The organism is Pseudonocardia sp. ICBG1142, assembly GCF_020496255.1.
Lineage (GTDB): Bacteria > Actinomycetota > Actinomycetes > Mycobacteriales > Pseudonocardiaceae > Pseudonocardia.
In genome coordinates this window covers 376,372-388,879 of the sequence record NZ_JAHLJC010000032.1, presented here as the reverse complement: position 1 = coordinate 388,879, position 12,508 = coordinate 376,372, and the positions used below count along the sequence as shown (strand labels likewise).

The window sequence follows — 12,508 nt, the reverse complement described above, 5'->3', positions numbered from 1 at the left end:
GGAGACGTAGTTGCCCGAGAACCTGCTCAACCTGGAGAACGTCACCGCGCACGTGCCCGGTGACGCCTCCCGCGTCCTGCTCGACGGCGTCTCGCTCGGCGTCGAGCGCGGCGACCGGATCGGCGTCGTCGGCCTCAACGGCGGCGGGAAGTCGACCCTGCTCGACGTGATCACCGGCGACCGCCCGGTCGAGGGCGGCCGGGTCAGCCGCCTCGGTGGCCTGCGGATGGCGCACCTGGTGCAGCACGACCGCTTCCCGGCCGGGTCGACGGTGCGTGACATCGTCCTCGCCGAGTACGGCGCCGACCACGAGTGGGCCGCCGACGCCCGGGTCCGCGACGTCCTCGACGGGCTCGCCATCTCCGACATCGAGCGGCCCGCCGACGGCCTGTCCGGTGGCGAGAAGCGCCGGGTCGCGCTCGCCGCGGCGCTGATCGGGGAGCTCGACCTCGTCGTCCTCGACGAGCCCACCAACCACCTCGACGTCGAGGGCATCGGCTGGCTCGCGACGCACCTGACGTCGCGGCGGATCGCACTCGTCGTCGTCACCCACGACCGCTGGTTCCTCGACACCGTCTGCACCCGCACCTGGGAGGTCGCGAACGGCCGGGTCGAGTCCTACACCGGTGGCTACGCGGACTGGGTCTATGCCCGGGCCGAGCGCGGCAGGCAGGCCGACGCCGCCGAGCAGCGCCGCCGCAACCTGGCCCGCAAGGAGCTGGCCTGGCTGCGCCGTGGCCCGCCCGCCCGGACGTCGAAGCCCCGGTACCGGATCGAGGCCGCCGAGGCCCTGATCGCCGACGTGCCCGCGCCGCGCGACACCGTCGAGTTGATGGCGTTCGCGACCAACCGGCTCGGCCGCACCGTGCTGGAGCTGGAGGACGCGACCGTCTCCGTCGCCGGGCGCACCCTGCTCGACGGCGTGACCTGGCGGCTCGGCCCGGGCGACCGGGTCGGCATCGTCGGGATCAACGGCTCCGGCAAGACGACGCTGCTGCGCGCCCTGTCCGGGGAACGCGCGCTCGACTCGGGCAGGCGCATCCAGGGCAGCACCGTGAAGATGGCGCAGCTGTCCCAGGAGCTCGTCGACCTGCCCGCCGAGATGCGCGTGCTGGAGGCCACCGAGGCCGTCGCCAAGTACGTGCGGTTCGGCAAGCAGGAGATGACCGCGTCGCAGGTGCTGGAGCGGCTCGGCTTCCCCGCGGCCCGCCAGTGGACCCCGGTCGGACGCCTGTCCGGTGGCGAGCGACGGCGGCTGCAGCTGACCCGGCTGCTGATGGACGAGCCCAACGTCCTGCTGCTCGACGAGCCCACCAACGACCTCGACGTCGACACCCTCGCCGGGCTGGAGGACCTCCTCGACGGCTGGCCGGGCACGCTGGTGGTCGTCAGCCACGACCGGTATCTCACCGAGCGTGTCTGCGACCAGGTCGTCGCCCTGTTCGGCGACGGCCGGCTCACCCACCTGCCCGGCGGGATCGGTGAGTACCTGACCCGCCGCGCCGCCATGGGGCGTGGGCCGGCCGGGGCCGCACCGACCGCGCCGGTGCCGGCGGGAGCGCCCGTCGCGCAGGCGGCAGGGCCGAAGGCGAGCGCCGCGGAGCAGCGGGCCGCCCGCAAGGACGCCCAGCGCCTGGAGCGGCGGATGGGGCAGCTCACCGCGCAGGAGGAGAAGCTGCACGCCAAGCTCGCCGAGGCCGCGACCGAGCCCGGCCGGCTGATGGAGCTGGACCGGGAGCTGAAGGCCGTCGTCGCCGAGCGCGAGAGCGTCGAGCTGGAGTGGCTCGAGGCCGCCGAGCGCGCCGAGGGGTGAGGGGTCTCTCCTACCCTGGTAGGAGAGACCCCGGGTAAGAGATCGGTAGTTCGACCGATCCGCGGCCCCTGGCGTGCCGATACCGTCGTACTCGCGTCACGGCGGGCTGGGGAGCCTCGCCGGAGGCGCGGGGGGATGGACGGGCCGGTTCCGTCGCCACGGTCGGGGGGTGGCGACGGGACCGGGCCCGTGCCGACACCACCCGCAGCCCAGGGTCCGCGGCCGTCGCCGCGATGCCACGGTTCTCTGCCGTCGCCTCTCTGCCGCCGACGCGGTGCCACAGCCGTGCCAGCGCCGTGCCAGCGCCGTGCCAGCGCCGTGCCAGGGCCGTGTCAGCGCCCGGGCGCACGCTCGGCGGCATGAACACCCCCGCAATCGAGGTCGACGGCCTGGTCCGGACCTTCGGTGAGGTCCGCGCCGTCGACGGGATCTCCTTCTCCGCCGGGCGCGGACAGGTCCTGGGCCTGCTCGGCCCCAACGGCTCCGGCAAGACGACGACCGTCCGCATGCTGGCCACGCTGCTCCCGCCGTCGGCCGGCCGGGCCGCGGTGCTCGGCCGCGACGTCGTCGGCGACGCCGCCGGGGTCCGCTCCCTGATCGGCCTCACCGGCCAGTGCGCCGCCGTCGACGAGGCCCTGACCGGCCGCGACAACCTCTACCTGATCGGCAGGCTGCTCGACCTGCCGCGGTCGGCCGCCCGGGCCCGCGCCGCCGAGCTGATCGACCGCTTCGGGCTCACCGACGCCGCCGGGCGCCGCGCCGGCACCTACTCCGGCGGCATGCGCCGCCGGCTCGACCTGGCAGCGAGCCTCGTCGGACGCCCCGAGGTGCTGTTCCTCGACGAGCCCACCACCGGGCTGGACCCGCTGCACCGCAACGAGGTGTGGGACGCCGTGCGGCGACTCGCCGAGGACGGTGTCACCGTCCTGCTCACCACCCAGTACCTGGAGGAGGCCGACCAGCTCGCGCACGACCTCGTCGTCCTGGACCACGGGCGGGTCATCGCCTCCGGCACGGCCGCCCAGCTGAAGTCCCGGGCCGGCGGCCGACGCCTGCACGTCCGTGCCGAGCTGCCGCGCGAGGTGCCGCTGGTCGCCGCCGTCGTCGCCCAGGAGACCGGCGCCGAGCCGACGGTCGAGCCGTCCGGGGAGGTCACCGCGGCCGTCGCCGACCACGGCGCGCTGCGCCGCACCGAGGACCGGCTGGTCGCCGAGGGCGTCGCCGTCGCCGAGATCGGCCTGCGGCTCCCCAGCCTCGACGACGTCTTCCTCTCCCTCACCGGCCACGCGGCCGAGACCACCTCCGGAGGCCCCCGATGACCGCCACCCTCGACACCCCGCCCACCACCCCGAGCTCCGGCCGGGCGTCCACCTCGGCCCCGCTGCTGCCCTCGACGCTGCGGCACGGGCTGTCGCTGGCCCGCCGCGGGATCGTGAAGACGATCCACTCGCCGGAGGCACTGATCGACGTCACCCTGCAGCCGGTGATCTTCCTGCTGCTGTTCGTCTACGTCTTCGGCGGCGCGATCGCCGGCAACAGCACGGAGTACCTGCACTACGCCCTGCCCGGTGTGCTGCTCCAGACGGTGGTGTTCGCCTCCGCGGGCACCGGCGTGGGATTGGCCGAGGACCTCAAGACCGGGATCTTCGACCGCTTCCGCAGCCTGCCGATCTCCCGCGCCGCCCCACTGGTCGGTGCGATCGGCGCGGACCTCGTCCGCTACCTGACCTCCGGGGTGATCATGCTGGCGTTCGGGTTCGCGCTCGGCTACCGCACCCCGGCGGGTCCGCTCGGGATCCTGGCCGCGTTCGGGCTGGTCGTCGCGTTCGCGTTCGGCCTCTGCTGGGTGTTCACCGCACTCGCGATGGTCGTGAAGCAGCCCCGCTCGGTGCAGGGCCTGTCCGCGCTGATCATGCTGCCGCTGACCTTCGCCAGCTCGGTGTTCGTCCCGACGCAGACGATGCCCGGCTGGCTGCAGGGCTTCGTCGCGGTCAACCCGGTCTCGCGGACCGCGGACGCCGTGCGCGCCCTGCTCGACGGCGCGCCGGCGGGAGGCGCGGCGACGGTGTCGCTGCTGACCTCCGCGGGCCTGGTCGTGGTCTTCGCGCCGCTGGCCGTGGCGCTCTACCGGCGCCGCACCTGAGCGCTCACGGCACCGGGGGTGCGTCCCGGCTCCAGGCCCGGCCACGGTCGAGCGCAGCGTCGGCCGCGGCCGGGCCCAGCCGCGCGCGGACGCCCTCCAGCGTCGCCACGACCTCGGGCAGCCCCAGGTGCAGCGCCCCACGGCGGGCCAGGGCGACGCCGAGCAGCTCACCGGCCCGCTCCGCGTCCCCCGCGTCCAGGGCCCACCGGGCGGAGGTCTCGGCGACCACACCGAGGACCGGCCCGTCGTCGGCGGCGACGGCGGCCTTCCCGGCCTGCTCCAGCCGCTCGCGGGCCTCGTCCGGGCGGCCGAGGGCCATCAGTGCCGACGCGATGAGCGTGTGGGTCGCGGCCTCCCGCTGGAACCGTCCGGGGCCGGGCAGGACCGGCACGTCGCACTCACGGAGCAGCTCCAGGGCCTCGTCCGGGTTCCCGAGCCGCAGCTCGACCTCGGCCCGTCCCCACCGCAGGCCGAAGCTCGCGCGGATGTCGTCGGGGATGTCCTGGGCGAAGGCCAGGCGCAGGTGCTCGCGGGCCACGATCTCGTCGCCGCGGCGGGCGGCGAGCCGGGCCAGCTGCAGGTGGAACTGCGGGACGTCGTCGGCGTTGCCGAGCTCCGCGGACAGCGCCACCGCCTCGGACCAGGCCCGGCGGGCGGCATCGGTGTCCCCGGCGTAGTCCTCCAGCTCGCCGAGTGCGAACGTCGTCATCCCGAGCCCGAAGCGGTCCCCGGCCCGGGCGAACAGGTCGCGTGCGGCCCGCAGCCGGACTCGCTGCACCCCGAGGTCGCCGGCGTTCTCGGCGTGCGCGGCGATGATCTGTGACGCCGCCGCCCGCAGCCAGGTGTCGCCGTCGCCGTCGGCGATGGCCGCGAGCGCGGAGCGGTCCCCCTCGCCGAACAGCAGCCCGGTGGGCGGGGCGAGCTCGACCACCGGGTGCCGTGGTTCGGGCAGCTCCGGCCACAGCGCGACGACGGCGTCCAGCTCCGCCTGGGCGGCACCCTGATCGTCGCCGAACCCGATGTGGACCATCGCCCGGATCGTGCGGGTGAGCGCGACCGCGGCGGCCGGCGCGGCCGCCGGGAGCGTCGCGATCCGGTCGGACCAGGGTTTCAGCGAGCCGAGGTCGCCGCGGACCATCCAGCTCCAGGCCAGGGCCGCGAACAACCGGTGCGCCCGGGGGCCGTCGCCGGCGTCGACGGCGCGGTCCAGCGCGCGGACGGCCTCGCCCTCCACCCGCCGCACGACGGCGAGCTGGTCGAGCTGGTCACCGCCGCGCAGCCGCGGCTCCCCGGGCTCCAGCACCGCGAGCAGGTGGTCGGCGTGCGCCGCGGTCACGGCGTCGTGGTCCGGCGCGTCGGCCAGCCGCGCGGCCGCGTACTCGCGGATCGTCTCCAGCATCCGGTAGCGGGTCGCACCGTCCTCCGCCCCGTCCACCGGGACGACCAGCGACTTCTCCACCAGCGCCGGGAGCAGGTCGAACGCGTCGTCGCCGCAGACGGCCTCGACGGTGCCGGCGTCGACCGGGCCGGCGAACACCCCGAACCGGGTCGCGAGCGCACGCTCGGCGGGGGAGAGCAGATCCCAGCTCCAGTCGACGACCGCCCGCAGCGTCTGGTGGCGGGGCAGCACGGTCCGGGCACCGGACACCAGCAACCGGAAGCGGTCGGCGAGCCGGTCGGCGATCTCGGCCGGGCTCATGCTGCGCACCCGGGCCGCCGCGAGCTCGATGGGCAGCGGCTGACCGTCGAGACGACGGCAGATCTCGGCGACGGCCGGGGCGTGGTCGGCCGGGTCGAAGTCCGGCCGGACGGCGACGGCGCGCTCGGCGAACAGCCGCGTCGCCTGCGCCGGATCCAGCGACCCGAGCGGGTGCAGGATCTCGCCCGGTACGCCGAGGGGCTCCCGGCTGGTCGTCAGCACCCGCAGCCCGGGAAGCCGGGCGAGCAGCTCGTGGACCAGGCCCGCGACGTCGTCGACCAGGTGCTCGCAGTTGTCCAGCAGCAGCACCAGCTCGCGACCGGTCAGCGAGGACACCATCCGCGCCAGGGCGTCCGGCCCGTCCCGGTCCGCGACCGACAGCTCCGGCCCGCCGACGGCGTGCAGCGCGGCCGGAACGACCTGGTCCCCGCCGGTCAGCGCGGCCAGCTCGACCACGGCGACGGCCGGGCCGACGTCGCGGACGGCCTCCTGCGACAGGCGGGTCTTCCCGGCCCCGCCCGGCCCGACCACGGTGACCAGCCGCGCCGAGCCGAGCAGCGACCGTACCCGGGCCAGGTCCGTCTCGCGGCCGACGAACGAGGTGAGCGCCACCGGCCGGGGCCGGTCCGGCAGGGGAGCCGGTCGCCGTACGGGGATCGCGGTGGCGGGCGGGTCGTCGCGCAGCAGCTCGGTGCGGGTCCGCAGCAGCTCCGGGCCCGGGTCGACGCCGAGCTCCTCGGCCAGCGCGGCCCGGGTCCGGTCCAGCACGGTCAGCGCGTCGGCCCGCCGCCCGGACCCGTGCAGCCCGCGGGCGAGCGCGACGGCGGTGGTCTCCCGCAGCGGCTGCTCGGCGAGGACCGCGGTCAGCGCGTCCAGACCCGCGGTGGGGGTCCCTGCCGCGAGCCCGCGGGCGGCCAGCTCCTCGGCGGCGCCCGCGCGGGCGTCGGCGAGCCGGGTGGCGGCCGGCCCGGTGAACGCGAGCCCGTTCAGCCCGCCCAGCGGCGGACCGTGCCACAGGCCCAGGGCCTCGGTGAGCAGGGCGCCGGCGCGGCCGTCGTCGGGCTCGGCCGCCGCGGCCCGGCGGAGCGCGGCGAACCGCAGCGCGTCGACCTCGTCCGGGTCGACGGCGAGCAGGTAGCCGCCGGTCGCGGTCCGCACCCGATCGGCGCCGATCGCGCGGCGCAGCCGGGTCGCCAGCGACTGGAGCGCGTTCGCCGTCGACGGTGGGTCGTCGCCCCACAGCGCGTCGACCAGCGTCGCGGTGTCGACGGGGTGCCCGGCGTCGAGCGCGAGCCGGGCGAGCAGGCCCCGTACCCGGGCACCGGCGGGCAGCAGGTCGCGCCCGTCGGTGTCGGTGACGGAGACGGGGCCGAGCAGCCGGATCGACATCACCGGCCATTCTGCCCCGCGACGGCTACCGGTTTCGGCCGACCGTGGTCAGCCCGACCGCCGGACCACCTGCGCCAGCTCGTCGAGCTTCGTGAGGGTCTCGGACTCCGGCAGGGTCGGGAGCAGGAAGGTGACCCGCTCGACGCCTGCCTCGGCGTACCCGGCGACGACGTCGGGGTCGGGCTTCCCGCCGAACACCGTCGTCGGCACGTCCGGCTTGCCACGCTCGGCCAGGTCGGCGCGGACCCGGCGGATCTCGTCGACGGAGGTGTGGGAGCGCGGCAGCCAGGCGTCGCCGACCTCGGCGAGCCGGTTCAGCGCGGCCTCGCTCTCGCCGCCCAGGTAGATCGGCGGGGTCCGGACCGGCTTCGGCCAGCAGTACGAGCGCGCGATGTCGACGTGCTCGCCGTGGAACTCGGCCTCGTCCTCGGTCCACAGTGCTCGCAGCGCGTGGAGCTGCTCGGTCATGAGCGGCCCGCGGACCCGGGGGTCGACGCCGTGGTTGCGCATCTCCTCGCGGTTCCACCCGGCCCCGACGCCGAACAGCAGCCGTCCACCGGACACCAGGTCCAGGCTCGCGGTCTGCTTGGCGGTGTGGATGACGTCGCGCTGGGGCAGCAGCGCGATGCCGGTGCCGAGGAGCAGGTCGGTGGTCGTCCCGGCCATCGCGGTGAGCGCGACGAACGGGTCGAGCGTGCGGTAGCAGACCCGCGGCAGGTCACCCCCGCCGGGGTAGGGGGACTCGCGGCTGGTGGGGATGTGCGAGTGCTCGGCGAGGAACACCGAGTCGAAGCCGCGCTCCTCCAGCGCACGGCCCAGCGGTCCGGGGCGGATGCCCTCGTCGGTCACGAACGTGGCGATGCCGAACTTCATGACCGCGGGTACCCGCCCGGCGCGGCCCGCACGCGGGGCGCGCGCCTCAGCCCGACGACACGGCAGGCGGACCGCTCCCGCCGAGCCGGGCGGAGAGCTCGTCGGACGCCTCGCGGAGCATCGGGACGAACCCGACGAGCTCGTCGCGCCCGGCCCGCACGGCCGGCACCGACACCGACAGCGCGGCGACCGCACCGGTGTGGTCGAAGACCGGCACGGCCACGGCCACGACCCCGGGGACGCGCTCCTCCAGCGAGATCGCGTAGCCGTCGTGGCGCACCTGCTCGATCTGCCTGTCCAGCCGTTCCTGCGCGGACGGGTCCCCGGCGAGCCGGCCGCGGGCCGCGGCGAGCCGGCCGGGGTCGACGTGGGCGAGCAGCGCCTTGCCGGGCGCGCCTTCGTGTGGGGGCCGCGGAGCACCGAGGTCGGTGTAGATGCGGCGCAGCGGTTGCTGGGACTCCACCTGGGCGATGGTCCGGCGGCTGGGCTCGGCGTCGAGCACGTGCAGCCCGACGGTCTCGCCGGTCCGGTCGCGGAGCCTCGTCATGATCGGGACGGCCTGTGACTCCAGCGACAGCTGCTCGCGGGCGACCTCGCCGAGTCCGAGCAGCCTCGGGCCGAGGGAGTAGGCGGTCGACCCCGGCGCCTGGGCCATGAAGCCGTGGCTGGCGAGCGCGCTCACCAGGCGGTGGGTCGTGCCCCGGGTCAGTCCCGTGAGCCGGGCGATCTCGGTGATCCCGGCGATCGGCCGGGCACGGGAGAAGACGGACAGGATCGCGACGGCCCGGTCGATCGACTGGACCCCGCCCCCGGTGGCCTGCTCCCCGGCGTCGTCGCGTCGTGCCTCCACGGTGCCGGAGCTTAACGACGTCCCGCAGGGCCGACCGTTGCCCGGGCGCCCACCCGTCGTCTACGGTGCCCGTATTACGAGACATCGTTCCGGAAGGTGGGCACTATGGCAGTGCAGTCAGGGCCTCGCGCCGATGCGGCGGAGGCACCCGAGGCGGACCGGTCGACCGGGACCAGCCGTTTCGACACCGTGCGCGCCCGGATCGGGCTGCCCGTCGGGCCGCTCGGGTTCCTCGCGGTCCTCCTGCTCGCGGACGGGCTCGTCTGGCCCCAGCGGGCACTCGCGGCGGTGTTCGTGCTGGTCATGGTCTGGTGGGTCACCGAGGCGCTGCCGCTGGCGGTGACGGCCGTCTTCGCTGTCCTGCTGTGCGTCTTCCTCGGCGTCGCCGACGAGGAGACCGTGCTCGGGGCCTTCGGGACCGACACGATCTTCGTGTTCCTCGGCGGCTTCGTGATCGCCCGGGCGATGAGCGTGCACGGGCTCGACCGCCGGATCGCCCTCCGTGCGCTCTCGGTCCCGGGCATCGCCGGGTCCCCGGTGCGGACCATGATCGCGTTCGGCGTGCTGGCGGCGGCGATCTCGGCGTTCGTGTCCAACACCGCGACGGTGGCGATGCTGCTGCCGATCGGGATCGGCATCGTCCGCTCGGTGAGCACGGTCAGCACCCGCGAGGGCGGCCCGGACCTGTCGCGCTCGCGCTGGGCGACGTCGGTGATGCTGATGATCGCCTACGGGGCGTCGATCGGGGGTCTCATCACGCCGGTGGGTGCGCCGCACCAGCTGATCGGCCGCGACCTGATCGAGTCGCAGACCGGCCGCACCATCGGCTTCGTCGAGTGGGTGACGATGTTCCTGCCCATCGTGCTGGTCATGTTCGTGGTGCTGGCCGTGCTGTTGCTCCTGCTCAACCGGCCCGAGGTCACCCGGCTGGAGGGCGCCGCCGAGTTCGTCGCCGAGCAGCGGGCGTCGCTGGGCGGTGTGACCCGCGGGGAGAAGAACACCGTCGTCGCGTTCCTCGTCGCCGTCGTGCTCTGGACCACCCCGGGTGTCCTCGGGGCCGTGATCGGCGAGGACACCGCGCCCGTGCTCTGGCTCACCGAGCACGTGACCGAGGGGGTCGCGGCCGTCTTCGCGGCCACCCTGCTGTTCCTCCTGCCGGCGCGGTCCGCGCACGGTGGTGGCCTCGTCCCGACGCTCACCTGGGCCGAGGCGGTGAAGATCGACTGGGGCGTGATCCTGCTCTTCGGCGCCGGCACCGTGCTCGGGTCGATGTCCTCGGAGACCGGCCTCGCGCGGACCTTCGGCGACGGCATCGCCACCGGGCTCGGGGTGTCGTCGCTGGTGGCGGTGACGGTGCTGGCGGCCGTCATGGCCCTGCTGGTGTCCGAGACGACCAGCAACACCGCGAGCGCCGGGATCGTCGTGCCGATCGTGGTCCCGATCGCGGTCGCCATCGGCGTCGACCCGCTGATCCCCGGGCTCGTCGCGGCCGCGGCGGCCGGGTACGGGTTCATGCTCCCGGTCTCGACCCCGCCCAACGCCATCGTCTACGGCTCCGGCCTCGTCCCCCTCACGAAGATGATCCGCAGCGGCGTCGTCTTCGACATCGTCGGCGTGGCGGTGCTCGTCGTCGGAGTCCTGCTCATGGCCCCGCTGGTCGGACTGTGACCGGCCGCCCCACCCCGCACCCCACGACCCAGGAGAGAACCGTGTCCCACCCCCTGCAGACCCTCGTCCGGCGGATCCTCGACCGGACCGGTCCGCTGCCGGACGAGGTGCTCGCCGCCGCCCGGCGCACCGTCGCCAACGTCGTCGCCACCGCCGTCGGCGCGGCCGGCGCCCCGGCCGTGGACGCGGTCGTCGCGGCGTCCACCGCGATGGCGCCGGGCGGCGACGCGGTCGTCCCCGGCCGTCCCGAGCGGCTCCACCCGCTCGACGCCGCCCTGGCCACCGGGCTCGCCGCGCACCTCGACGACTTCGACGACACCCACCTGCGCACCGTGATCCACCCCGGCGCCGTCGAGCTGGCGACGCTGGTCGCCCTGCAGGACGGGCCGGCAGCCGGCGACGCCGACGAGGTGCTCACCGCCGTCGCCTGGGGCGTCGAGGCGCAGCTGCGGCTGGGCAACGCGATCTCGCCCGAGCACTACGCCGCCGGCTGGCACATCACCGGCACCTGCGGCCCGGTCGGCGCCGCGGTCACGGCGGGCCTGCTGCGGGGGCTCGACGCGGACCGCCTCGCCGTCGCGGTGGCGCTCGCGGCGGGCGGCCCCGTCGGCAACCGGGAGGGCTTCGGGTCGATGACCAAGCCGTTCCACCCCGGGCAGGCGGCCGTCGTCGGGCTGCGTGCGGTGCAGGCCGCCCTCGACGACGCACCGTGGCCGGGTGACGTCCTCACCGGCCCGGCGGGACTCGCGACCCGGCTCGCCGCCGGGGTGTTCCGGCCCGGCGAGCTCCTCGACGACCTCGGCACCCGGTGGGAGCTGTGCGCGAACACCTTCAAGCCCTACCCCTGCGGCATCGTGACCCACCCGGCGATCGAGGCCGCCGAGGCCCTGCACGCCGGGCTCCCGGGCGGCGCCACCCGAGCGATCGAGGAGATCGAGCTCGTCTGCCACCCGCTCGTCCCCGAGCTCACCGGCAACCCCGACCCCGCCGACGGGCTGCAGGCCCGCTTCTCCACCGCGCACGGCATCGCGGCCGGTCTCCTCCTCGGGCAGGTCGGCCTCCCCGCCTACGACGACGACCTGGTGCGCAGCGACGAGGCCGTCCGGCTCCGCTCGCTGGTCCGCTTCGACGCCGTCGACGACTGCGCCCGCGACGCCGCCCGCCTGCGGATCCGGATCGGGGACGCATGGCGCCACCACGACGTCGAGCACGTCCGGGGGAGCCTGGCCCGCCCGATGACCGACGACGACCTGGCGGCGAAGGCCAGGGCGCTGGTCGAGCCGGTTCTGCCCGGGCGCGCCGCGGAGCTGGAGCGGGCGTGCGGGGCCACCGGCCCCGGCTGGGTGCCCGCGCTGCTGGCCGCGACCACGCCCGACCGGGAGCTGCCCCGCCGGGCACCGGAGTCCGTGGTCCCGGTCGTCGGGGCCGACCCGGCGCTGGCGCAGCTCGTCGCGGAGCGCGCGGTCCGGCCCGGTCCGCGGGCCGCGGAGCTGCTGGGTCACCTGGCCGACCGGGGACGGTCCGCCCTGGACGACACCCCGCACGAGGCCGACCCGCGCCGCCGGGCCCTGGTGGTAGCGCGTGCGCTGGGGAGCGAGCACGACCCGGCGGTCACCGCGGCGGTGGCCGCCGCCCTGGCCTGCGGGGACGGCACCGACGCGGTGGCGCCCGCCGTCGCCGGGGCCGGCGTCGCCCTCGACCTGGCGCGGGTGCTGGAGGTGCCCTCCCGCGCGGTCGTCCGGGTGGCCGCGGCGCTGGCCGCCGCCGTCGCGGCGGGCTCGTCGCCCCGGGTGGTGCTGCACGCCCTGGGGCTGTCCGCCACCCAGGTCACCGGGGTGGCGGGCGACGCCGGGGGCGACGTGCTGCACGCACGGTCCCAGGCCGACGCGGTGGTCGACGGCGTCGCCGCGGCCAGGCTGGCCGCGGCCGGGGTCACCGGCCCGGCGCAGCCGTTGCACGGCAGGCGCGGCGTGCTCGCCCTGCTGGGCGCCGGGGACGCGGGGCGGTGGGAGGCGACCGCGTCGGCGGCGCTGGAGGCGGCGGCGTCGCCGGTCGCGGCCCCGCTGTGACGGG

The 12,508-nt window shown here is 76.0% G+C and carries 8 protein-coding genes; 5 read left to right on the top strand and 3 right to left on the bottom strand.

The genetic code is table 11. The features are described 5' to 3' along the window. The first annotated feature begins 10 nt into the window (after positions 1-10). From KPL59_RS32225 to KPL59_RS32215, 3 genes are all read left to right on the top strand, one after another. Complete coding sequence (locus KPL59_RS32225; RefSeq protein WP_226363071.1) at positions 11-1,813, top strand: ABC-F family ATP-binding cassette domain-containing protein; 1,803 nt, start codon at positions 11-13, stop codon at positions 1,811-1,813. Positions 1,814-2,172: 359 nt separating this feature from the next. Further along, the gene (locus tag KPL59_RS32220) at positions 2,173-3,132 is read left to right on the top strand and encodes an ATP-binding cassette domain-containing protein (protein WP_226363070.1); all 960 of its coding nucleotides are present in this window, start codon (positions 2,173-2,175) and stop codon (positions 3,130-3,132) included. Beyond that, complete coding sequence (locus tag KPL59_RS32215; RefSeq protein WP_020623369.1) at positions 3,129-3,956, top strand: ABC transporter permease; 828 nt, start codon at positions 3,129-3,131, stop codon at positions 3,954-3,956. Before KPL59_RS32220 ends, KPL59_RS32215 begins: the two co-directional genes overlap by 4 nt. 4 nt (positions 3,957-3,960) lie before the next feature. Here the strand turns inward: KPL59_RS32215 and KPL59_RS32210 are convergent, their stop codons facing one another. The 3 genes from KPL59_RS32210 to KPL59_RS37315 are packed head-to-tail and all read right to left on the bottom strand — an operon-like array spanning position 3,961 to position 8,767. Further along, positions 3,961-7,044, bottom strand: coding sequence for a BTAD domain-containing putative transcriptional regulator (locus KPL59_RS32210; RefSeq protein ID WP_226363069.1), 3,084 nt, complete (start codon positions 7,042-7,044; stop codon positions 3,961-3,963). Between the two features lie 48 nt (positions 7,045-7,092). Further along, positions 7,093-7,917: an LLM class F420-dependent oxidoreductase gene (locus KPL59_RS32205; RefSeq protein WP_226363068.1), complete on the bottom strand. Its 825-nt coding sequence runs from the start codon at positions 7,915-7,917 to the stop codon at positions 7,093-7,095. A gap of 46 nt (positions 7,918-7,963) precedes the next feature. Further along, positions 7,964-8,767 (bottom strand): IclR family transcriptional regulator, encoded by an 804-nt coding sequence (locus KPL59_RS37315; protein WP_226363067.1) that lies wholly within the window; start codon positions 8,765-8,767, stop codon positions 7,964-7,966. 105 nt (positions 8,768-8,872) lie between these two features. Here KPL59_RS37315 and KPL59_RS32195 point away from each other — a divergent pair, with 105 nt between their 5' ends. Beyond that, positions 8,873-10,435, top strand: coding sequence for a DASS family sodium-coupled anion symporter (locus tag KPL59_RS32195; RefSeq protein WP_226363066.1), 1,563 nt, complete (start codon positions 8,873-8,875; stop codon positions 10,433-10,435). Positions 10,436-10,476: 41 nt separating this feature from the next. Beyond that, positions 10,477-12,504 carry an MmgE/PrpD family protein gene (locus KPL59_RS32190; protein ID WP_226363065.1) on the top strand — a complete coding sequence of 676 codons (2,028 nt, stop codon included), beginning with the start codon at positions 10,477-10,479 and terminating at the stop codon, positions 12,502-12,504. The last annotated feature ends 4 nt before the right edge of the window (positions 12,505-12,508 follow it).